At 68.9% G+C, this 20,141-nt stretch carries 24 protein-coding genes and 1 riboswitch; of the genes, 19 read left to right on the top strand and 5 right to left on the bottom strand.

What is annotated here, in order from left to right; translation table 11 throughout:
• Window positions 1-185: 185 nt before the first annotated feature.
• Window positions 186-578 (bottom strand): SWIB/MDM2 domain-containing protein, encoded by a 393-nt coding sequence (locus Tther_RS10770; protein ID WP_425472823.1) that lies wholly within the window; start codon window positions 576-578, stop codon window positions 186-188.
• Between the two features lie 179 nt (window positions 579-757).
• Between Tther_RS10770 and rraA the strand changes: the two genes are divergently transcribed.
• Complete coding sequence (gene rraA, locus Tther_RS10765; protein WP_143903723.1) at window positions 758-1,261, top strand: ribonuclease E activity regulator RraA; 504 nt, start codon at window positions 758-760, stop codon at window positions 1,259-1,261.
• Here the strand turns inward: rraA and Tther_RS10760 are convergent.
• The 3 genes from Tther_RS10760 to Tther_RS10750 all read right to left on the bottom strand — a co-directional run bounded on the left by Tther_RS10760 (window position 1,240) and on the right by Tther_RS10750 (window position 2,923).
• Window positions 1,240-2,052, bottom strand: a complete 813-nt coding sequence (locus Tther_RS10760) for a sulfite exporter TauE/SafE family protein (protein ID WP_143903721.1) — start codon at window positions 2,050-2,052, stop codon at window positions 1,240-1,242. The two genes, rraA and Tther_RS10760, sit on opposite strands and share 22 nt — an antisense overlap.
• Window positions 2,053-2,339: 287 nt before the next feature.
• Complete coding sequence (locus Tther_RS10755; RefSeq protein ID WP_143903733.1) at window positions 2,340-2,702, bottom strand: cell division protein ZapA; 363 nt, start codon at window positions 2,700-2,702, stop codon at window positions 2,340-2,342.
• An 11-nt stretch (window positions 2,703-2,713) separates the two neighbouring features.
• Entirely contained in the window at window positions 2,714-2,923 is a 210-nt protein-coding gene (locus tag Tther_RS10750; RefSeq protein ID WP_143903719.1) for a DUF904 domain-containing protein, read from the bottom strand.
• Between the two features lie 36 nt (window positions 2,924-2,959).
• Window positions 2,960-3,205, top strand: a riboswitch (cobalamin riboswitch).
• 177 nt (window positions 3,206-3,382) lie between these two features.
• Between Tther_RS10750 and Tther_RS10745 the strand changes: the two genes are divergently transcribed.
• The 13 genes from Tther_RS10745 to cobJ all read left to right on the top strand — a co-directional run bounded on the left by Tther_RS10745 (window position 3,383) and on the right by cobJ (window position 15,540).
• Window positions 3,383-5,146 (top strand): TonB-dependent receptor plug domain-containing protein, encoded by a 1,764-nt coding sequence (locus Tther_RS10745; protein ID WP_185975074.1) that lies wholly within the window; start codon window positions 3,383-3,385, stop codon window positions 5,144-5,146.
• Window positions 5,147-5,150: 4 nt separating this feature from the next.
• Window positions 5,151-6,527, top strand: a complete 1,377-nt coding sequence (locus tag Tther_RS10740; protein WP_185975073.1) for a cobyrinic acid a,c-diamide synthase CobB — start codon at window positions 5,151-5,153, stop codon at window positions 6,525-6,527.
• Window positions 6,524-7,345, top strand: a complete 822-nt coding sequence (locus tag Tther_RS10735) for a cobalamin-binding protein (RefSeq protein WP_143903715.1) — start codon at window positions 6,524-6,526, stop codon at window positions 7,343-7,345. Before Tther_RS10740 ends, Tther_RS10735 begins: the two co-directional genes overlap by 4 nt.
• Window positions 7,338-7,922: a bifunctional adenosylcobinamide kinase/adenosylcobinamide-phosphate guanylyltransferase gene (locus tag Tther_RS10730; protein ID WP_143903713.1), complete on the top strand. Its 585-nt coding sequence runs from the start codon at window positions 7,338-7,340 to the stop codon at window positions 7,920-7,922. The genes Tther_RS10735 and Tther_RS10730 overlap by 8 nt, the downstream gene beginning before the upstream one ends.
• Window positions 7,919-8,812, top strand: a complete 894-nt coding sequence (locus Tther_RS10725) for an ABC transporter substrate-binding protein (protein ID WP_143903711.1) — start codon at window positions 7,919-7,921, stop codon at window positions 8,810-8,812. Before Tther_RS10730 ends, Tther_RS10725 begins: the two co-directional genes overlap by 4 nt.
• On the top strand, window positions 8,809-9,888 hold the full coding sequence (locus Tther_RS10720) for a FecCD family ABC transporter permease (RefSeq protein WP_143903709.1): 1,080 nt from the start codon (window positions 8,809-8,811) through the stop codon (window positions 9,886-9,888). The genes Tther_RS10725 and Tther_RS10720 overlap by 4 nt, the downstream gene beginning before the upstream one ends.
• On the top strand, window positions 9,885-10,736 hold the full coding sequence (locus tag Tther_RS10715) for an ABC transporter ATP-binding protein (protein ID WP_143903707.1): 852 nt from the start codon (window positions 9,885-9,887) through the stop codon (window positions 10,734-10,736). Before Tther_RS10720 ends, Tther_RS10715 begins: the two co-directional genes overlap by 4 nt.
• 4 nt (window positions 10,737-10,740) lie before the next feature.
• Window positions 10,741-11,418, top strand: a complete 678-nt coding sequence (locus tag Tther_RS10710) for an energy-coupling factor ABC transporter permease (protein ID WP_143903705.1) — start codon at window positions 10,741-10,743, stop codon at window positions 11,416-11,418.
• Between the two features lie 60 nt (window positions 11,419-11,478).
• A complete protein-coding gene (gene cobA / locus Tther_RS10705) occupies window positions 11,479-12,225 on the top strand; it encodes a uroporphyrinogen-III C-methyltransferase (protein ID WP_185975071.1) in 747 nt (248 codons plus the stop codon).
• 91 nt (window positions 12,226-12,316) lie between these two features.
• The gene (locus tag Tther_RS10700) at window positions 12,317-13,432 is read left to right on the top strand and encodes a precorrin-3B synthase (RefSeq protein WP_221934024.1); all 1,116 of its coding nucleotides are present in this window, start codon (window positions 12,317-12,319) and stop codon (window positions 13,430-13,432) included.
• Entirely contained in the window at window positions 13,419-14,048 is a 630-nt protein-coding gene (locus Tther_RS10695) for a precorrin-8X methylmutase (protein ID WP_221934025.1), read from the top strand. Before Tther_RS10700 ends, Tther_RS10695 begins: the two co-directional genes overlap by 14 nt.
• Window positions 14,048-14,773, top strand: coding sequence for a precorrin-2 C(20)-methyltransferase (gene cobI, locus Tther_RS10690; RefSeq protein WP_185975070.1), 726 nt, complete (start codon window positions 14,048-14,050; stop codon window positions 14,771-14,773). The genes Tther_RS10695 and cobI overlap by 1 nt, the downstream gene beginning before the upstream one ends.
• A 29-nt stretch (window positions 14,774-14,802) precedes the next feature.
• Window positions 14,803-15,540, top strand: a complete 738-nt coding sequence (gene cobJ, locus Tther_RS10685) for a precorrin-3B C(17)-methyltransferase (RefSeq protein WP_143903727.1) — start codon at window positions 14,803-14,805, stop codon at window positions 15,538-15,540.
• Here cobJ and Tther_RS10680 read toward each other — a convergent pair.
• Window positions 15,513-16,310 carry a cobalt-precorrin-6A reductase gene (locus tag Tther_RS10680; RefSeq protein ID WP_425472822.1) on the bottom strand — a complete coding sequence of 266 codons (798 nt, stop codon included), beginning with the start codon at window positions 16,308-16,310 and terminating at the stop codon, window positions 15,513-15,515. The genes cobJ and Tther_RS10680 overlap by 28 nt on opposite strands.
• Between Tther_RS10680 and cbiT the strand changes: the two genes are divergently transcribed.
• Genes cbiT through cobO form a run of 5 tightly spaced genes read left to right on the top strand, consistent with a single transcriptional unit; the run spans window position 16,285 to window position 20,008 of the window.
• The gene (gene cbiT / locus Tther_RS10675) at window positions 16,285-17,469 is read left to right on the top strand and encodes a precorrin-6Y C5,15-methyltransferase (decarboxylating) subunit CbiT (protein ID WP_143903695.1); all 1,185 of its coding nucleotides are present in this window, start codon (window positions 16,285-16,287) and stop codon (window positions 17,467-17,469) included. The genes Tther_RS10680 and cbiT overlap by 26 nt on opposite strands.
• Entirely contained in the window at window positions 17,469-17,888 is a 420-nt protein-coding gene (locus tag Tther_RS10670; protein WP_143903693.1) for a cobalamin biosynthesis protein, read from the top strand. The genes cbiT and Tther_RS10670 overlap by 1 nt, the downstream gene beginning before the upstream one ends.
• Window positions 17,885-18,670, top strand: a complete 786-nt coding sequence (gene cobM, locus Tther_RS10665) for a precorrin-4 C(11)-methyltransferase (protein WP_143903691.1) — start codon at window positions 17,885-17,887, stop codon at window positions 18,668-18,670. The genes Tther_RS10670 and cobM overlap by 4 nt, the downstream gene beginning before the upstream one ends.
• Window positions 18,667-19,437, top strand: a complete 771-nt coding sequence (gene cobF, locus Tther_RS10660; RefSeq protein ID WP_143903689.1) for a precorrin-6A synthase (deacetylating) — start codon at window positions 18,667-18,669, stop codon at window positions 19,435-19,437. Before cobM ends, cobF begins: the two co-directional genes overlap by 4 nt.
• Before the next feature lies 1 nt (window position 19,438).
• A complete protein-coding gene (gene cobO, locus Tther_RS10655; protein WP_143903687.1) occupies window positions 19,439-20,008 on the top strand; it encodes a cob(I)yrinic acid a,c-diamide adenosyltransferase in 570 nt (189 codons plus the stop codon).
• The last annotated feature ends 133 nt before the right edge of the window (window positions 20,009-20,141 follow it).

Here is a 20,141-nt window from a genome sequence, read left to right as displayed (position 1 = left end):
TTATTTCGACCAACTTGGCCTACCCCGACTCTCATGACCTCAACTTCTCGAACCGCCCGGTGCGGACCCGCATGCCGGGTGGTGTGGGAGGGGCTCGGTCAGGCATACTGACCGCCCCTATCCCTATTGGGGGGTGGGCCGTGCCTGTCTCCCCCTCGGCGGCGGGACCGGCCCACCGCCCACGCTCACGACAGGTGGGTGCTGATGATCTTGGTCATTTCAAACATCGACACCTGGGGCTTTTTGAGCACCGCCTTGAGTTTGGCGTCGGCGTTGATCATGCGTTTGTTGGTGGCGTCTTGCAGTTTGTTCTTTTTGATGTATTCCCAAACCTTTTTCGTCACCTCGGTGCGCGGCAGCGGCTTGGCCCCGACGATGGCGGCCAAGTCGGCGCTGGGCGTCATGGGCTTCATGAAGGCGGCGTTGGGCGTGCGCTTGGGCGCAGCGGCCGTGGCGGCCTTCTTGGTCGCAGGTGCAGCCGCCGGGGCGGCTTTGGCGGTGGCAGCTTTTTTCGCAGTGGCCATGGAAAGTTCCTTAGGTGGGTTGCAAGCTCGCCACGGAGCGCGAAGCGCTCGCATGGATACCAACATCCTATACGCAAAGCGGGGGTTTTTCTAGGGCGTCCATGGGCTTTTGCGCATGGGGGCGGGGTTTTCCCCGATGTTGACCGGTTGCGGCGTTGCGTGGCGCCGACGCCGCACGCCCATCGCCTATGATCGGCGGGGTGTGGACGTCACCCCTTCGAACCCAGACAGCCATGACGATCGCGTTTTCGACCTGTGATTTGTGCGATGCCCACAAGGGCGACCTCAGCGGCGGCTTTCGCGTGCTGCCGCCCGTGTTTCGGGATTTTGGTGCGTTTCGGCGCTTTGCGGGGCCCGTCAGCACGGTCAAGTGCCACGAGGACAACACCCTGGTGAAAGCCGCGCTCGACGAGCCGGGGCAGGGCCGGGTGTTGGTGGTGGATGGTGGGGGGTCGCTGCGCCGCGCGTTGGTGGGCGGCAACCTGGCGGCGGCCGCAGCCCGCAATGGCTGGGCTGGCATCGTCGTCGATGGCTGCGTGCGCGACGTGGCGGAGCTGGAGGTCGCGGCGGTGGGCATCCGTGCCCTGGCCGTGTTGCCCCTGCCCACCGACAAGCGCGGTCAGGGCCAGCGCGACGTGCCAGTGCAGATCCAGGGGGTTTGGGTGCGGCCAGGCGACTGGCTGTACGCGGATGCGGACGGCATCGTGGTGGCGGCTCAGCCGCTCCACGCCTTGTAAGCCATGGAAGCGGCCAGGCCGTAGAGCAGCAGGGCGAACACCCGCTTGAGGGCAGCCACCGGCAGCGCGTGGGCGACGCGCACGCCCACCGGGGCGATCAGCACGCTGGCCGATGCGACCACCGCCAGCGCCGGCAAAAAGACATAGCCCAGCGACCCCGGTGGGCGCCCGTCCACCTGGGCGCCCGACCACACGTAGCCCACCACGTTGGCCAGTGCGATCGGAAAGCCCAGCGCCGCGCTGGTGGCCACCGCTTGGTGCATGGCGACGTTGCACCAGGTCATGAACGGCACGCTGATGAAGCCGCCGCCCGCACCCACCAGGCCGGAGAGAAAGCCGATCGCCCCGCCGGCCGCCAGCTGACCGGCGGGGCCGGGCAGGCCGCGCCCGGGTGAGGGCGCGCGGGCGCGCCACATCTGCGTGGCGGAAAACGCCACGAAGCCGGCGAACAACAACGCCAGCCAGCGGCCCTGCACGATGCGAAACACGCCGGCCCCGGCCAGGGCGGCGCCCAGCACGATGCCGGGTGCCAGACGCGCCACCAGGTCCCAGCGCACGGCGCCGCGCCGGTGATGGGCGCGCACGCTCGACAGCGACGTAAAGACGATCGTGGCCATCGAGGTGGCAATCGCCATCTTGATCGCCAAATCCGCGGGCACGCCGCGGTGGCCCAGGATGAAGGTGATGAAGGGTACCAGCAGCATCCCGCCGCCAATACCCAGCAGCCCGGCCAGGAAACCCGTGGCCAGGCCCAGGGCGGCCAGCTCGGCAATCAACAGGGGATCGAGCATGAAAGGTGGGACGTTGCGCGCGGCAGCGCCGCGTGCGCGGTGATGATGCAGGGGGGCGGGGGTGTCTGCCAAGCCGCCGGGCCGGCATCCTGAACGCGGGGGTTCAGGTGGGCGAGGGCAGCGCAGCTTCGGGTTCGTCTGACGCGAGACGATCACGCCCACTGCACGATGTACCAAGCCCGGGCTCTACGAGCATTGGTTCAAGGAATGTAAAGCCCAGCGGTTGGCAGACGCCCCGATTGTACGCCCACGGCGGCGCACCGGGGGCCATGGGCGCCCGCGGCTGCCTAGGCGCGCGGCTCCTCGGCGTCGAGTGCCGCGTCGATGCGCGCGATCAACCCGCGCAGCCTCTGCACGGCGGCGGCGGGCAAGGCGACCGCACCTGCGTCAGCGCCCGCGTCAGCGCCGTCGGGCGTGCTGAAGGACGAGTGGCGAAAGGCGAGTGCCGGGTCGCGCTGCGAGGCGTCGTAGGCGATGTTGAGCGCCGCCAGCACCGCGATGCGGTCGCGCGCCTTGACCTTGCCAGCATCGCGGATGCGGCACATCGCGGCATCGACCGTGGAGACGGCCTCGCGCAGCGCATCCTCGCCGTCCACCGGGCAGGCCAGCAGGTAGGTCTGGCTCATGATCTGCACTTCGACCTGCTTGATGGCGGGCTTGTTCATGGAGCCTCCTCGTCGGTGGCGATGCGGGCGATGAGCGCATCCAAGCGTGCGCGCGCCGCCGCGCATTGCGCCCGCAAACGCTCACGCTCCTGGGTGAGCTGCTGCACGTGGTGCTCCAGGCGTGCCTTGTCCTGCACGAGCTGCTGGTGCCGCTGCAGCAGCCGCTCCACGCGCTGGGCCAGTTCGTCGATGATCGCAGGCGTCATGGGCCACGGATTGTAGGCCCCGCGCAAGCCTTCGCACTACAATGGCGGCACGTTGGTGCTCGCGCGCGCGGTTCTCGCGGCGCAGTTAAACGGGAAGCTGGGGGGACGCCGACCGCCGGTTGGCTCCTAACCAGCGCTGCCCCCGCAACGGTAAGTGGACGGGTGTGTGCTGCGCACACGCCCCGCTTTCGCCCGTCGGTCACTGGATGCCGCGCGCATCTGGGAAGGCCCGCGAAGGTTGCATCCACCAGCCCGGATACCGGCCAACGGGGTGGCGGGCTCGACGCGTCGAGCCCGCCGTGACGTCCATGCACCGTCGGGGAAGGCGGTGAGGACACACTTTGTTGGACTTCTATCATGGCTATTGGCGAGCGTCGTGCCCATGCGGCACGTGTGTACCCGCTCATCGTGGGCGGTTGGTTGGGGGTGAGCGTCTCTGCGCTGGCCCAGCCAGTCCAGATGGACCCCGTCGTCGTCACCGCCACACGCGTCACCACACCTCTGACAGAGTTGGTGGCCGATGTATCGATCATCGATCGAGCCCAGCTGGAGCAGGCGGGCCTGCAATCGCTCATCGACGTGTTGGCAAACCTGCCGGGTGTGCAGGTCACGTTCAACGGCAGTTACCGCTCCAATTCCGGGGTTTTTTTGCGGGGCGCGAGCTCGTCCCAAACCATTTTGTTGATCAACGGGGTACGCGTCGGCTCTGCGACGACGGGGAGCTACTCGCTCGAGAGTCTGCCGCTGGACCGAATCGAGCGCGTTGAGGTATTGCGCGGCGCGGCCGCGGCCCTGTACGGCCCCGACGCGGTCGGTGGTGTGATTCAAGTGTTTACCCGTGAGCCGCAGGACGGCCTGACGCGCTCGGCCTCGGTGGGAGCAGGGACGGATGGACAGCGCAAGCTGGGCGCTTCGCTGCAAGGGCAGTCCGGCGACTGGGGGTACAGCTTGGGGGCCAGCCACGAGCGTGCCAAGGGCATCAACGTGAAGCTGCCGGGCGCCAGCGGCTTCAACGCAGATGCGGACGGGTTTGAGTACTCCAGCCTCGATGCCAGCGTGCGCTACCGGGTCAATGCCCGGCACCTGGTTTCTGCCCAGGTGCTGCTCAGCGACGGCGAATACGGTTTCGACGGCGCTCCCTTTCCCAATCCTTTGAGCCTGAATGCCGCCACTGCCCGGGCCGTGGCGTATCCGCGGTTGGAACAACAGGTGCTGAAATGGAGCGCCGACTGGACCGCTGAGTGGACATCGACCCTGACCTATGGCCACTCACGCGATGTTTCGGTCAACCGCTACTGGCGCATCGCCGACGGTGCTGCCGCTGGTCAGAGCCGCTTCAACACCACCCGGTCTCAGCTCATCTGGCAAAACGACGTCCGTTTGGGTCGTGACACCCTCAGCGTGATTGCCGAGCAGCGCAAGGACGAGGTGGACAGCACCACCAACTACACGGTGTCGTCGCGCACGCTGCGCGGTCTGGCGGCCTCGTATGCGATGAACGGGCAGGACTGGAACGGCTTGGTGACCGCGCGGCACGACCGAAACTCCCAATTTGGCAGCTTCAACACCTGGGCGTTGTCGGCGGGCTACAAGCTCAGCCCGTCGCTGCGGCTGGTCGGCAGCACGGGCACGACCTTCCAGGCGCCCAGCTTCAACCAGTTGTACTTTCCTGGCTTTGGCAACCCAGATTTGACGCCGCAAAAAGGCCGGGCGCATGAGCTGGGCCTGCGCTATCAGCAGGGCAGCACGCGCGCCAGTGCGGTGCTCTACCGTAACCGGGTCCAAGGCTTCATCACCCCGTCGACCAACGTGCAGTCCAACCAGGCCGTGCTGGAGGGCGTGACCCTGACGTGGGATCAATCCTGGGGCGCGACGGCGCTGTCGGTGTCGTACGATCACGCGGATCCGCGTCTCAAGCCCAGCAACGATCGCGTGCTGCGGGTGGCTCGCCACGTGCTGCGCACCCAGGTCAGCCATCGGCAAGGGGCCTGGCAGTCGTATGCCGAACTGCGCTTGTCGAGCGACCGCGAGGACGCCCAATTCCCGGGGCGGGTGACCCTGCCGGGCTATGGGGTGTTGAATGTGGGGGCTGCTTATCAGATTCGCCCCAACCTGACCGTGCAGGTCCGCCTGAACAACCTCACGGACAAGGCTTACTCCTTGGCCAATGGCTACACCATGCCGGGGCGCAATCTGTTTGTTTCGCTCAACTGGAACGACTGACCCGATGTGGAGCGCACTGGCCCGCTGTCCCACCCTGCTCATTGCCGCCCCGGCCTCGGGGCAGGGCAAGACCAGCGTGACCGCCGCCTTGGCGCGCTGGCAGGTGCGCCTGGGGCGGCGCGTGCGGGTGTTCAAGTGCGGGCCGGACTTTCTCGACCCGCACTGGCTTGCCCTCGCCAGCGGCCAGCCGGTGGACAACCTCGACCTCTGGATGAACGGCGAGGCCGACGTCCGCGCACGGCTGCACGCCGCGGCGCGGAACAGCGACCTGATCCTGATCGAAGGCGTGATGGGGCTGTTCGACGGCGAGCCCAGCGCGGCCGACCTGGCCGCGCGCTTCGGCATCCCGGTGCTGGCGGTGGTCGACGCCGGTGCCATGGTCGGCACGTTTGGCGCGCTGGTGCACGGTTTGCGACACTACCGGCCCGGCCTGCCGTGGGCGGGGGTATTGGCCAACCGCGTGGCGGGTGATGGGCATACCCAGATGCTGCGCGCGGCCGTGCACACCGAAGACGGGCCGTGGCTGGGTGCCCTGCCACGCGACGAGGCGCTGGCGCTGCCCGAGCGGCATCTGGGCCTGGTGCAGGCCTTCGAACTGCCTGACGCGCTGGCGCGGCTCGACGCCTGGGCCGATGCCATGGCGGCGACGCCGTTGGGGCAGTGGGGGCCGGCGGATTGGCAACAGGTGGCCGTGGGGTTCGAAGCGCCGGATGGCGCGGCGCAGCGGCTGCCGCACCTGCTGCAAGGGCGGCGCGTTGCGCTTGCGCGCGATGCGGCGTTTGCGTTCGTCTACCCGGCCAACGTGCAAACGCTGCGCGATCTGGGGGCCGAGGTGGTGACGTTTTCGCCGCTGGCCAACGAACCGGTGCCCGATGCCGACGCGCTGTGGCTGCCCGGCGGCTACCCGGAATTGCACGCCGAGGCCTTGGCCGCGGCCGACCGCACGCGCGCCGGCGTGGCGCGGCATGTGCAGGCTGGCCGGCCGGTGTGGGCCGAATGCGGCGGCATGTTGGCGTTGCTGGAGGCGCTGACCCTGGTGGACGGCCGGCGCGTGCCGATGTGGGGGCTGCTGCCGGGTGAGGCGCGCATGCAGCCGCGGCTGGCCGCGCTAGGCCCGCACGCCTGGCCAACGCCGTGGGGCACGCTACGCGGGCACAGCTTCCACTACTCCACGTTGCAGACGGTGCTGCCGCCGCTGGCGCACACCACCCCGGCGCGCGGCCACGGGCGGGGCGAGGCGATCTGGCAGCACGGCCCGGTGCTGGCCAGCTATTTTCATGCCTGGTTTGCATCGGCACCGGCAGCTGCGGCGCAGCTGCTGTCGTCACCGGGGCTGCGCGCGGTCGCGCCGCCCCACGCCGCGGGGGTGTCTGTTCCATGACGCGCATCGACCACGGGCCGCAGCGCATCGTCTGCCTGACGGAGGAGACCACCGAGTGGCTCTACCTGCTCGGGCAGGCGCACCGCATCGTCGGCATCAGCGGCTACACCGTGCGCCCGCCGCAGGCGCGGCGGGAAAAGCCCAAGGTGAGCGCGTTTTTGACCGCCAAGATCGACCAAATTTTGGCGCTGCGGCCCGATCATGTGTTTGGGTTTTCCGACCTGCAGGCGGACATCGCCGCCGCGCTGATCCGCGCCGGGGTGGCGGTGACGGTGTTCAACCAACGCAGCGTGGAGGAGATCTTCTCCATGCTGTACCAGGTGGCGGCCATGGTGGGCTGCGCGGACGAGGGGCTGGCGCACATCGCGGCCATGCGGGCGCGGCTCGACGCCATCCGCGCCGAGGTAGCGGCGCTGGAAGCTGCGGGCAAGCGGCGGCCGCGGGTGTACTTCGAGGAGTGGGACGAGCCGCCCATCAGCGGCATCCGCTGGGTGTCGGAGCTGCTGGGCATCGCCGGCGGCGACGACATCTTCCCCGAGCTCGCCGCGCAGCCGCTGGGCAAGGACCGCACCATCACCGACGCCACGGAGATCATCCGGCGCGCGCCCGACATCGTCATCGGCTCCTGGTGCGGCAAGAAATTCCGCGCCGAGCGCGTGGCCGCGCGGCCCGGCTGGCAGGGGGTGCCGGCGGTGCGCGATGGGCAGCTGTTCGAGATCAAGTCCGCCGACATCCTGCAGCCCGGCCCGGCCGCGCTGACCGACGGCGTCGAGCAGCTGCACCGCATCGTGCGCAACTGGATGCAGCAGCATGCTTGACCTCGCCCGCAGCGAATTCATCCTGGGCGGCCAGAAGAGCGGCAAGTCGCGCCGCGCGGAGCAACTGGCCCGCGACTGGCTCGCCGCCGACGCCGCGCACGAGGCGGTGCTGATCGCCACTGCCCAGCCGCACGACGCCGAGATGCGCGAGCGCATCGCGCGGCACCGCGCCGAGCGCGCGCAGCGCGTGCCGGGGCTGCGCACGGTGGAGGAGCCGCTGGCGCTGCCCGAGGCCATCGCGCGCGAAAGCCGGCCGCACCGCCTGGTGGTGGTGGACTGCCTGACGCTGTGGCTGACCGCCGTGCGCATGCCCATGACCGCCCATTTTGAACAAAACACCGCTCAGGTCGGCGAGAATTGGGATGGGGACGCTATGCTCATCGAAGCCATCAAGGCTGCGCCCGGCCCGCTGGTGCTGGTGGGCAACGAGATCGGCCTCGGCGTGATTCCGCTCGGACGGGAGGTGCGCTCCTTCGTCGACGAACTGGGCCGGCTCAACCAGTGGGTGGCGGCGGCCTGCGAGCGGGTGACGCTCATGGTCGCCGGCCTGCCGCTGACCGTGAAAGGCCGCGCATGAGCGCACTCGCCCGGCGCCTGCTCGCCATCCTCCTCGCGCTGCTGGCCTGGCCCGCGCAGGCCGCGCTGCAGATCACCGACGACGCCGGCGTCACCGTCACCCTCGAGCGCGCGCCGCAGCGCATCGTGAGCCTCTTGCCCTCGCTGGCCGAGACGGTGTGCGAACTCGGCCACTGCCAGCGTCTGGTGGGTGTGGACCGTTACACCAACTGGCCCGAAGCCGTCAAAGCCCTGCCGCGTGTGGGCGGGGGGCTGGATCCGAACATCGAGCAGATCGTGGCGCTGCGGCCGGACGTGGTGTTGATGGCCACCTCCTCGCGTGCGGGCGAGCGCCTGCGCGCGCTGGGCATCAAGGTGGTGGCGCTCGAACCCAAGACGCATGCCGACGTGCAGCGGGTGATGCTCAAGATCGGCCAACTGCTGGAGGTGCCGGATGCGCAGCGCATCTGGCGCGCCATCGACGCCGCCGTCATGGCCGCGGCCCAGTCGCTGCCGCCCGGGGCGCGCGGTACGCGGGTGTATTTCGAGGTCAACCCCGGCCCCTATGCGGCGGGCGAAGGTTCGTTCATCGGCGAGACCTTGACGCGGCTGGGCGCGAAGAACATCGTGCCCGCGGCGCTCGGGCCGTTTCCGAAGCTCAACCCCGAGTTCATCGTGCGCGCCGATCCGGACCTGATCATGGTGGGTGAGCGCAGCGCGGACGGCCTGATGCAGCGCCCCGGCTGGCAGAGCCTGCGCGCCATCCGCGGCCAGCATGTCTGCGTCTTTCGGGCCGACGAATCCGACGCGCTGGTGCGCCCCGGCCCGCGCATGGCCGAGGGCGCGCGGCTGATGGCGCGCTGCCTGGCCGAAAAAGCGCCGGGGGTGAAGAAGGGGGGGGTGCGCCCGTGAACGCCCGCCGCGCAGCCGGGCTTGTCGCCGCCTTGCTGCTGGCGGCGCTGGGGCTGGCCGCGCTCGGCGTCTGCGTGGGCAGCGCCGGTTTCGAGAACCTGCTCGGCCCGCTGTTGAACCCGCAGGCCGACCCGGCCGCCACCGCCCTGGCGCAGCAGATCGTCTGGGAGATCCGCCTGCCGCGCACCCTGGGCGCCTGGGCGGCGGGTGCCTTGCTGGGCCTGGCCGGGGCGGTGGCGCAGGGGCTGTTTCGCAACCCGCTGGCCGATCCGTACCTGCTCGGCAGCGCCTCGGGCGCGTCGCTGGGCGTGGCGCTGGCGCTGGCCGCCATGGGCGGGGCGAGCGGCATGCTCGGGGCCAGCATGATGAACAGCGGCGTGGCGGCGAGCGTGTTCTCCAGCAGCATCTGGGTGCGCCTGGGGCTAACCGGGGCGGCCTTCGGCGGCGCGGTGCTGGCGGTGCTGCTGACCCTGCTGCTCTCGCGTGGGGTGCAGCACACGCTGCGCCTGCTGCTCGCTGGGGTGGTGGTGGGCGTGGTGCTGGGCGCCATGACGCATCTGGTGCTGCTCTTTTCGCCCGAATCGCTGCAGGCCATGCAGGCCTTCATGCTCGGCTCCACCAGCTTCGTGGGCTGGACGGCGGCTGGCCTGATGGCCGGCGTGTGGATCGCCTGCCTGCTTGCGGCCGGGCTGCTCGCGCGCGTGCTCGACGGCCTGAGCCTGGGCGACGCGACGGCGCGCAGCCTGGGCCTGCCGCTGGGCCCGATGCGCGCCGCGCTGGTGGCGGTGCTGGCGCTCGCCACCGGCACCGCCGTGGCGCAGACCGGGCTGATCGCTTTCGTCGGCCTGGCCGCGCCGCACCTGGTGCGCTCGCTGGTCAAGACCACCAGCGGCCACCTGATGCTGCTGGCCAGCGCCATGGGCGGCGCGCTGCTGATGGCGGCCGACACGCTCGCGCGCGGGCTGATCGCGCCGCAGGAGCTGCCGGTGGGGGTGCTCACCGCCGTGCTCGGCGGCGGCTACCTGCTGTGGCTGATGCAACGCAGCACGCACGTGTCGCGGGGGGCGGGATGGTGAACCAGAGGCTTCCCATCGCGGCCGCCGCCATCGCTGCGCGCGGTCTGTCCGTCCGTCTGGGCGAGGCCGAAATCCTGCACGACATCACGCTGGCGTTGCCGCGCGGACGTTGGACCTGCGTCGTCGGACCCAACGGCGCGGGCAAGTCGACGCTGCTCAAGGCGCTGGCCGGTCTGCTGCCCTGCCGCGGTCAGGTGGCGCTGCTCGGCCGGCCGCTGGCAGACTGGCCGCGCCGTGCGCGTGCGCAGCAGCTCGCCTGGCTGGGCCAGAACGAGGCCAGTGCCGACGACCTCACCGTGTGGGATGTGGCCATGCTCGGCCGGCTGCCCCACCTGGCCTGGCTTGGTGCGCCCGGCCACGCCGACCGCGCCGCCGTCGAGCGGGCGCTGCGCGCCACCCAGGCCTGGGACTGGCGGGCGCGCTCGCTCGGCCAGCTCTCGGGCGGCGAGCGCCAGCGCGTGCTGCTGGCCCGCGCTCTGGCGGTCGAGGCCCAGGTGTTGCTGATGGACGAGCCGCTGGCCAACCTCGATCCACCACACCAGGTGGACTGGCTGAATCTGGTGCACAGCCTGGTGCGCGAGGGCCGTACCGTGGTCAGTGTGCTGCACGAGATCGGCATGGCACTGCACGCCGACGTACTGGTGGTGGTGGTGCAAGGTCGGATCACGCACCAGGGGGCGTGTGCCGACCCTGCCTCGCACCGCGCACTGGAGGCGGCTTTTGATCACCGCATCGAAGTCCAAGCCGTGAAGGGGCAGTGGGTGACGATGCCCCGGTCCGGCGCAGGTGCGCTGGAAGCGAACGACTTTTCAACCCGCGTTGGCGACAACGCTGCTTCTGAGGAGTAAGACCATGCACATCGAACCCGGATTGGTGGACGGCGCCAAGATCGTTCTGAGCTATGCCACTGCGGCGGCATCCCTGGGCTACACGGCCAAGTTGGCGCTGACCATGGCGAAGCGAGAAGGCGCTGCCGCGCTGCTGCTGCGCGCGCTGTTTGCGGCCGCGCTCGTGTTCTGCTTTTTCGAGGTGTTGCCGCACCACCCGGTGGGCGTCTCGGAAGTGCACCTGATCCTGGGCAGCACGCTGCTGCTGGTGTTGGGTGCGGCCCCGGCGGCCATCGGCCTGGCGGTTGGGCTGGGTATCCAGAGTCTGTTTTTTGCTCCCGCCGACCTGCCCCAGTACGGTATGAACGTTACTACACTACTGGTGCCGCTGTTTGCCACCCACGCACTGGCCCGTCGCATCATCCCGCCCGCCACCGCTTATGTGGACATCGGCTATGCCCAGGCACTCAAGCTGTCGACCACCTACCAGGGTGGCATCGTGATGTGGGTGGGCTTCTGGGCGCTCTACGGCCAGGGTGTCACCGCCGCCAACCTGGAAAGCATTGGCAGCTTTGGTGCAGCCTATATGACCGTCGTACTGCTTGAGCCCCTGGTAGACCTGGTTTTGCTGGCTGCCGCCAAGCAGGTCAAGCGTCTGCGGGGCTCCATTGCGGTGGAGCCGCGCCTGTACACCGCGGCCTGATGTCTAGCCGCTTAAGTACCGGGTTCCCCCACGTCGTGGCGATGCCGACGGGAGTTGTCAGTGTCTGAGGCGCAGCCCATTGGCAACGTGGCCATTGTCGGGGCCGGGCCGGGGCCGGTTGACCTGATGACCTTGCGCGCGCTGGACCGGCTCCAGCGTGCCGAGGTGGTGGTGTACGACCGCCTGATTTCGGCTGAGATCCTGGAACGTATTCCCGCCACCGCCCAACGCGTGTACGTGGGCAAGGCCTTGGGTTATCACAGCGTGCCGCAAGAAGGCATTCATGAGCTGTTGATCGCGCACGCCCGTGCCGGGCGTCGCGTGGTGCGCCTCAAGGGAGGCGACCCCTATGTGTTCGGGCGCGGTGGCGAAGAAGTACAGGCGCTGCAGGCCGCCGGCATTGCCTGTGAGGTGGTGCCCGGCGTCACGGCTGCCAGTGGTTGTTCAGCCGCTGCCGGCATTCCGCTGACACACCGAGACTATGCCACCAGTTGCGTGTTCCTCCCGGGCCATCTGGCCAATGACGCGGCCACTCACGACTGGCGGGCGCTGGCGCGACCAGGCCAGACGCGGGTGTTCTACATGGGCATCCAGCGCCTGCCCCATATCGCCGAGCGCCTGATGGCCCACGGCCTGTCGCCCGAGACGCCGGCTGCCATCGTGCGCGACGGCACCCGCCCGTCCCAGACGGTGCTGGCCTGCCGTCTGAGCCGATTGCTCCAATGCGCGCCGGCCTACGGGCCCCAGCCTGGTCTGTTGATCATCGGCGAAACCGTGCAACTGAGTCCCTATTTCGAGTCTGACTGAGCCACGACGCGGTACCATGAATAAGTCCAACACCCATGATGGCCGAGGGCACGCGCGGATTCGTGGCTGGTGCCCGGGCGCTGTCAGACCCATGGCCGCTTGCGATGGACTGGTGGTGCGCGTTCGGCCGCGGGCGGGCAGACTCAGCCAGGAACAGGCGCAGGGCCTGGCGCAACTGGCGCAGCGCTGGGCCCACCCGGTGCTGGAACTGACCAACCGGGCGAATCTGCAGTTGCGTGGCGTTGATCCGACTCATCACGCACATTTGCTGGGTGCCTTGAAAGACCTCGATTTGGTGGATGCCGACGCCGAGCGCGAGGCGCTTCGCAACGTGCAGGTGCAGCCCTTTTGGGACGCCGCTGATCCGACCCCGGATCTGGCGCTGCAACTGGAGGGTTTGCTGGCCCGCGACGACGCGCCGGCATTGCCTGCCAAGTTCGGTTTCGCGGTGGACACCGGACCAGTTCCCTGTCTGCGCGAGGCCTATGCCGACATCCGTCTGGAACGCCATGCGGACGGCGTTCTGGTGTATCCCGATGGTGCACTCCGTGGCGTGGTGGTGCCCGCGGCCGACGCTGCGGATACCGCGCTTTTGCTGGCGCGCTGGTTCCTGCAAGCCGGTGGTGCGCCGGCGGGTCGGGGGCGCATGAGGGCGTTGCTGCAGCGTATCCCGCTGCCGGCTTCGTGGCAGGTGGCGCCGCGCTGGCAGGGGGCGCAGTCACGTCCCCTGCCAGGCTGGCACCAGATGGGTCATCTGGTGGGGCTGGTGTTTGGTCTGTTGCCTGCCGTCACGCTGTCGGCGCTCGCCACCGTCGGGGCGTTGCGCCTGACGCCCTGGCGCTGCCTGCTGGTGGAGGGCGATGCCCCACTGCCGCAGTTGCCCGAACTCATCACCAAGGCGGATGACGCTCGGCTGCGGGTGGACGCCTGCACTGGGGTGCCGGGCTGCGAACAGGCCGCTGGGCCCACACGCGAACTGGCTTTGGCCCTGGCGCCACTGGTGCCGCCGGGGCGGCGGCTGCACGTCTCGGGTTGCACCAAGGGGTGTGCTCATCCCCGGCCGGCGGTCACGGTCGTTGCCACCCGCCACGGCTTCGACCTGATCCGGCACGGCACCGCCGCGGGCGTGCCAGACCACACCGGGCTGGACCATGACACCCTGGTGCACCAACTACAACAAAGCTTTTCCCATGCTGCACACCTTTGAACGGGATGGCGACGCCATCTACCGCCAATCTTTTGCCATCATCCGGTCCGAAGCGGCGCTGAGTCGCTTCTCGCCCATCGAAGAGCGGGTCGTGGTGCGCATGATTCATGCCGCCGGGATGGTGGGGCTGGAGCAGCACGTGGCCTTCACGCCCGGCATGGCCGAGGTCGCCCGCGCGGCGCTGCAGGCCGGTGCGCCCGTCTTGTGCGATGCGCGGATGGTCAGTGAAGGCATCACGCGCAAGCGCCTGCCGGCCAACAACGAAATCATTTGCACGCTGCAAGATGCGCAGGTGGCCGAACTGGCGCGCCAGATGGGCACCACCCGCAGCGCGGCCGCACTGGAGCTGTGGCGGCCGCGCCTGGCCGGGGCGGTGGTGGCCATTGGCAACGCGCCCACCGCGCTGTTCCACTTGCTCAACATGCTGCAGGACCCGGCCTGCCCGCGGCCGGCCGCCGTCATCGGCTGCCCGGTGGGTTTCGTGGGGGCCGCCGAGTCCAAAGCCGCGCTGATGGCCACCCCGGGTCTGTCTGCTTTGGTGGTGCACGGACGCTTGGGCGGCTCGGCCATCACGGCCGCAGCCATCAATGCATTGGCCAGCGAGAAGGAGATCTGATGGGACGCGTCATTTGCGCCGGTCTCGGGCCGGGTGACCCGGAACTGATGAGCGTGCGCGCCGACCGCTTGGTGCGCTCTGCCCGACACGTGGCCTATTTCCGTAAGAAGGGGCGGCCGGGGCAGGCTCGGAAAATCGTGGATAAGCTGCTGGCCCCCGATGTGACTGAGTACGCCATGGAGTACCCCGTCACGACCGAACTGCCGTTTGACAGTCCGGCTTACATCGAACAGCTGGCGCGCTTCTATGACGACTGGGCCAAGCGCCTGGTGCAACTGGCGCAGCACCAGGACATCGTGGTGCTGTGCGAGGGCGACCCGTTCTTTTACGGCTCCTTCATGCATCTCTACATCCGGCTGCAAGGCCGTGTGGAGGTGGTGCCCGGGATACCTGGCATGGTGGGCTGCTGGTGGTCCACCGGCCAGCCCATGACCTGGGGCGACGACGTGCTGACCGTTTTGATGGGCACGTTGCCGGAGGATGATTTGGTGCGTCACATGCAATCGGCCGATGCCATCGCCATCATGAAGACGGGCCGCAATCTGCCGCGCGTGCGGCGCGCTTTGGCCCGCGCGGGCAGACTCGAGCAGGCCTGGCTCGTCCAGCACGGCACTATGCCCCAGCAGCAAATCAGCCGTCTGGTGAACACGCCCGATAGCGTCTGCCCGTATTTCGCCATCGTGCTGGTGCACGGTCAGGGGCGTCGGCCGGAGGTGGCGGAATGATGAGCTCTCAGGCTGCGGTTGTGGATCGCATGGGCGGCCGGCTCAGCATCGCCGGGCTGGGGCCGGGCGACCATGCTCTGATCACGCCAGAGGTGGTTCAGGCGCTGGCCGAGGCCACCGATGTGGTGGGCTACATACCGTATGTGGCGCGTGTGGCCCCACGGGAGGGGCTGACCTTGCACCCCTCGGACAACCGCGAAGAACTCAGTCGCGCGCGTGCCGCGCTGACGCTGGCTGCAGCGGGTAAGCGCGTGGTGGTGGTGTCTTCCGGTGATCCGGGCGTGTTCGCCATGGCCTCGGCTGTGTTCGAAGCTATGGAGGGTCGCCCCGACTGGCAGGCGCTGGATGTGCGCGTTCTGCCTGGCATCACCGCCATGCTGGCCGCGGCCGCCCGCGCCGGTGCGCCCCTGGGGCACGACTTCTGCACCATCAATCTCAGCGACAACCTCAAGCCCTGGAGCTTGATCGAAATGCGCCTGCGCGCGGCCATTGGCGCCGACATGGCGATGGCGTTCTACAACCCGCGCTCGACCAGCCGCCCGCACACCTTCGAACAGGTGCTGCAACTGTTGCGTGAGACTTGTGAACCCGATCGCTTGGTGCTGTTCGCACGCGCCGTCAGCACGCCGCAGGAGCGGCTGCAGTGTGTGTCGCTGTCCCAGGCCACGCCCGACATGGCCGACATGCGAACCCTGGTGATCGTGGGCAGCTCCACCACGCGCCGCGTCGGGCGATTCGTCTATACCCCACGTTCGGTGGCCGCATGAACACCGCGAACTGCCTGCGTCACGCCCAGCCATTGCAGCGCCTGAGCCACCGTGGCCACGGTGGGCCGGTGAGGAATGGCTGGCCGGTCGATCAGGATGACGGGACAGCCAAGTGCTCGTGCCGCGTCCAGTTTGGCGCGCGCTCCCACGCCCCCGGCGTTCTTGGCCACCACGTGGGTGATGCGATGCTCGCGCATCAGGGCCAGGTCGTTGGCCAGGGTGAAGGGGCCGCGGTCCAGTACCACGGTGCCCTGTGTAGTGGGCAGTTCGAAGCCGGGGTCCACCAAGCGCAGCAGGAACCAGTGCCGGCCGGCGTCCAGGAAGGGCTGCACGTTCTGGCGGCCAATGGCCAGGAACACCCGCGCCGGCTCGGCGGGCAGGGCAGCCACGGCTGCGGCCAGATCGGGCACATGTTGCCAGCGGTCGCCAGGCTGCGCCTGCCAGGCCGGCCGTTCCAGCGCCAGCAAGGGAAGATCCAACTGGGCACAGGCCTGTATCGCGTGGAGGCTCATCTGGGTGGCAAAGGGATGGGTGGCATCGATCACGTGGGTGATGCGCTCGGCCCGCAGGTAATGGCTCAGGCCCTTCACCCCGCCGAAGCCACCGATCCGCGTGGGCAGCGGCTGAGCGACCGGGGTGTCGGTTCGGCCCGCATAGGAAAACACCGCGTCCACGTGTGCGGCGGCCAGCGCCTGGGCCAGCTGGCTCGCTTCGGTGGTGCCACCCAGCAGGAGGACACGTCGCATGGCTGAAGCTTGGTTGTCGATCATCGGCATTGGGGAAGATGGATTGGCAGGGCTCAGTGATGGTAGCCGTGCAGCGCTCGATGGTGCGCGCCATGTGTTCGGTGGTCCGCGTCACCTGGCCCTGGCCCACGTGGGGGAGCGCGGGATCGTCTGGGATGTGCCGTTCGACGTTCGCCCCGTGCTGGCCTTGCGCGGGCAGCCGGTGGCGGTGCTGGCCTCGGGCGACCCATTCTGGTTCGGGGCGGGGGGCAGCATTTGCCAGCACCTGGCCGTGGGCGAGTGGACAGCCTATCCGGTACCCTCCACGTTTTCACGGGTGGCCGCCGCCTTGGGCTGGCGCCTGGAGATGGTGCAGTGCCTGGGTCTGCATGCCACACCGCTGGCGGCGGTACGCCCATGCCTGCGGCGCGGCCAGCGGCTGATCTGCCTGGTGCGCGACGGCGACGCCTTACGGGCCCTGGCGGCCCTGGTCAGCGACCACGGTTATGGCGCCAGCAGCGCCTGGGCGCTGGAGCGTCTGGGTGGACCGCACGAGCGCATTCACCCTTTCCAACTGAACACACCCGATTTGCCCGCGCTGGACACGCCGGTGGCGCTGGCAATGGATCTGCATGAAGGCCCGCTCGGCCTGCCCGTCAGTGGTGGCCTGCCGGACGATCTGTTTACCCACGACGGGCAGATCACCAAGTCGCCCATACGGGCCTTGACGCTGCGCGCGCTTGCGCCCCGGCCAGGCGAATGCCTGTGGGACCTGGGCGCGGGTTCCGGCTCGGTGTCGGTGGAGTGGTGCCTGGCTGGAGGGGTTTCGCACGCAGTGGAGCGATCGCCGCAGCGCGCCGCCAACATCCGCCGTAACGCCGAACGGCTGGGTGTGCCGCATCGGCTGCAGGTGCACCAAGCGGTGTCCATCGACGCGTTGGCCTCGCTGCCTGTTGCTGATGCGGTGTTCGTGGGCGGTGGTTTCGATGCCGCGCTCTTCCATGCTCTGCGTGCCAAGCTGAGGCCGGGTTGTCGCTTGGTCGTCAACGGTGTGTCCCTGGAAACCGAGGCCCTGCTGTTGCACTTGCAGGCGCAACACGGCGGTGAACTGTTGCAGGTGGCCCTGGCCCAGGCCCAGCCGCTGGGCAACCTGCGCGGCTGGCAGCCAGCGCGGCCGTTGGTGCAATGGAGTGTGGTGCTGTGATGCCCGCCGTGACCCCCGTCATCGCCGGTCTTGGCTTTCGCCAGCAGACCAGCTGCCAGGCTCTGCGCCAGGCGCTGAACGCTGCGCTGGCTGCGGCTGCAGCCGGTCAGGTGGGGGTGGCGCTGACCTTACGCGCGCTGGCGACGGCCGACGACAAGTGCCAACACCCGTCCTTGGCGCAACTGGCGGCCGAACTGGCCTTGCCGCTGCACGCCGTGCCGCTGGCCCAGCTGGCCGCGCAACCTGCACACGCCAGTGCCCGGGTGCCGGCCCGCTATGGTGCCCGTAGCCTGGCCGAGGCGGCTGCCCTGGCGGCCGCCGGTCCCGGCGCCGTCCTGGCCTGCAAGCGCCATGTCAGTACCGATGGCAGCGCCACCGCCGCCATTGCCTTGAGCTTTTCTCTATCCCAGATGCCATGACCGTTCATTTCATCGGCGCCGGACCGGGCGCTCCCGACCTCCTGACCCTTCGCGGGCGTGACCTGATTGCCGCCAGTCCGGTGTGCCTGTATGCCGGCTCGCTGGTACCCGAAGGTGTGCTGGCCCATTGCCCGCCCGGGGCCCGCATCGTCAACACCGCGCCGTTGTCGCTGGAGCAGATTCTTCAGGAGATGCAGGCCGCCCACGAACGGGGCCTGGACGTGGCGCGCCTGCACTCGGGTGACCTGTCGGTCTGGTCTGCCATGGGCGAGCAGTTGCGCGCCTTGCGCAAGGTCGGCATTCCTTTCACTGTCACGCCGGGCGTGCCATCGTTCGCCGCGGCTGCAGCCGCACTCGAGAGCGAACTGACCCTACCTGGCATGAGTCAGTCCGTCGTTCTCACCCGCACCAGTGGGCGCGCCTCGCCCATGCCTGAGGGCGAGGCGCTGGTGAATTTCGCCCGCACCGGCTCTACGTTGGCGATCCACCTGTCCATCCACGTGCTGCCCCAGGTGGTGCAGGACCTGCTACCGTACTATGGCGCTGACTGTCCGGTGGCGGTGGTCTGGCGTGCCAGCTGGCCCGACCAGCGCGTGGTGCGCGCCAGCTTGTCCACCATCGAAGTCGCCATGGGCGAAGGCATCGACCGCACTGCGCTGATCCTGGTCGGCCGCAACCTCGGCGCCGAGGACTTTGGCCACAGCCGGCTCTACGCGGCTGACTACGACCGCCGTTATCGCCCGCTGGGCACGGCACCGCGTTTCCCGGCGGGCAGCGAATGAAGATCCATCTCAGCCTCATTGGCATGGGTGCGGGGCACCCCGACCACATCACCCGTCAAGGTATGGCGGCGCTGCAACGCGCGCAGCTGGTGCTGGTGCCGCACAAGGGGGCCGAGAAGGCCGATCTGGCCGAGCTGCGCCTGGAACTGTGCCGCCAGCTGCTGCCGCCCGGCAACGCGGTGGTGGCCCCGTTCGACATGCCGGTGCGCGAAGGCGCAGATATCGACTACCTCGGCGCGGTGGATCGCTGGCACGACGCCATTGCCCAGATCTGGCTGGACACCATCGCCCGGCACCTGCCGGGCGGCGGCGCCGTGGCCCTGCTGGTTTGGGGCGACCCATCGCTGTACGACAGCTCGCTGCGCATCGCACAGCGGCTGGCGCAGCGCGTACAGCTGACCACCACCGTGGTGCCCGGCATCACCGCGCTGCAGGCGCTGACGGCGGCACACGCCATTCCGCTCAACGACCTGAACGCGCCGGTGCTCATCACCACCGGGCGCCAGCTGCGCGAGCGCGGCTGGCCCGCCGGCGCCGACACCGTGGCGGTGCTGCTGGACGGGCAATGTTCCTTCCAGACCCTGGCCCCTGAAGGCCTGCACATCTGGTGGGGGGCCTTTCTGGGCATGCCGCACCAGCTGTGCATCAGCGGGCCGCTGGCTGCGGTGAGCGAGACCATCCTGCGCGAGAGGGCGCAGGCGCGCGCGCGCCACGGCTGGATCATGGACACCTACCTGCTCAAGCGGGTCACCGACGACGAGACATAGCATGCAGATTGAAACCCCGCCCGTCCACCGCGACACCCCCAAACCCCAGGGCGAGCGCCGTGGCCTGGTGATTGTTCACACTGGCAACGGCAAGGGCAAAAGCACGGCGGCCTTCGGCCTGGCCCTGCGCGCCCACGGCCGTGGCAAGAAGGTCAAGGTCTACCAGTTCATGAAGGTGCCCACGGCACGCTTTGGCGAACACCGTCTGTTCGAACGGTTGGGCATTCCCATCGAAGGCCTGGGCGACGGCTTCAGCTGGAAAAGCCGCGACCTCGACCACTCCGCCGAACTGGCGCGGCACGGCTGGGCCAAGGCCGAAGCCACCATACGCGCGGGCGAACACTTCATGGTGGTGCTCGATGAAATCATGTATCCGCTGCGCTACGGCTGGATCACGCTGGACGCGGTGCTGACCTGCCTGCGCGAGCGCCCGGCCGGCGTGACCGTGGTGCTGACCGGCCGCAACGCGCCGGCCGAGCTGGTCGAACTGGCCGACACCGTGACCGAGATGACGCTCATCAAGCACCACTTCAACGCTGGCGTGCCGGCCCAGCGTGGCATCGAAGACTGAAGCACTGATTGTGCAACCTCTTTTCTGTAAATTTCCGGTTGGGTGGTCATGACAACCGGGTTACAGGTTGAAGTTGAGATAGACCTTGCCGGTCAGCCACTCGTCGTCGAGTTCGGCGAGCATTGCGGAAACC

Origin of the sequence: Tepidimonas thermarum, assembly GCF_007556705.1 — a bacterium.
GTDB lineage: Bacteria > Pseudomonadota > Gammaproteobacteria > Burkholderiales > Burkholderiaceae_C > Tepidimonas > Tepidimonas thermarum.
Note: the sequence above shows the minus strand (reverse complement) of the source record. Positions and strands in the feature narration are given on the sequence as shown.